The sequence below is a fragment of the Clostridium tepidiprofundi DSM 19306 genome (genome assembly GCF_001594005.1).
In the GTDB taxonomy this organism is placed as follows: Bacteria; Bacillota; Clostridia; order Clostridiales; family Clostridiaceae; genus Clostridium_AC; species Clostridium_AC tepidiprofundi.
Window position 1 is genome coordinate 1 of the sequence record NZ_LTBA01000154.1, and the last position, 621, is coordinate 621.

1 protein-coding gene is annotated in these 621 nt (G+C 28.8%); it reads right to left on the bottom strand.

Going from position 1 to position 621, the window contains the following annotated elements:
* A partial coding sequence (locus CLTEP_RS14175; RefSeq protein WP_153016376.1) for an IS200/IS605 family accessory protein TnpB-related protein occupies positions 1-621 on the bottom strand: 621 nt, incomplete at both ends.

The following is a 621-nucleotide window of genomic DNA, read 5'->3' on the forward strand; positions in this document are numbered from 1 at the left end:
CCATTCCATATTGATGACAGTATTTATACAAACCTATCTTACTTGTAAATTGTGGCTTAACCTTGATTATCTCAATACCTTCACGTATACATGCTGATTCAAGCATAGTTAGTAACTTACTATATATAAATCCATGTTTAATTCTTGCAAATTTACGCCCTACATCTTTGTCGTTTTTAAATTTTAGATCTTCTATAGCAATACCACAACCGTAAGTTTTAGCTATTAATACAACTTGCTTTACAATCTCACCACATAAATTTTCACGTCTATTACTTCTAGCATATAGTAACTCGCTTTGTTTCAAATAAGTATGCCATTTATAGTTACCCTTATTATCAATCATTGTTAAAGCAAAACCATCTGGATTGGTATCTATACCTATTATTCCATTATGTCCTGTATAAAGTGTTTCCGCTTTAGGAACATCAAAAGTAATATGAACATAATACTTACCATTTCTTTTTATCAATTCAACTTGGTATGCTTCTCCTGTTTCCAAATAATTTAAAAATAGTTTTCTATAATCAATACCATTAACTTTACCTGTTTTCTTGGATAATTTATGTGGTAAATATATAGGAACTTGTATTTTAACTGCTCTATTATTCTTAGTTTTCT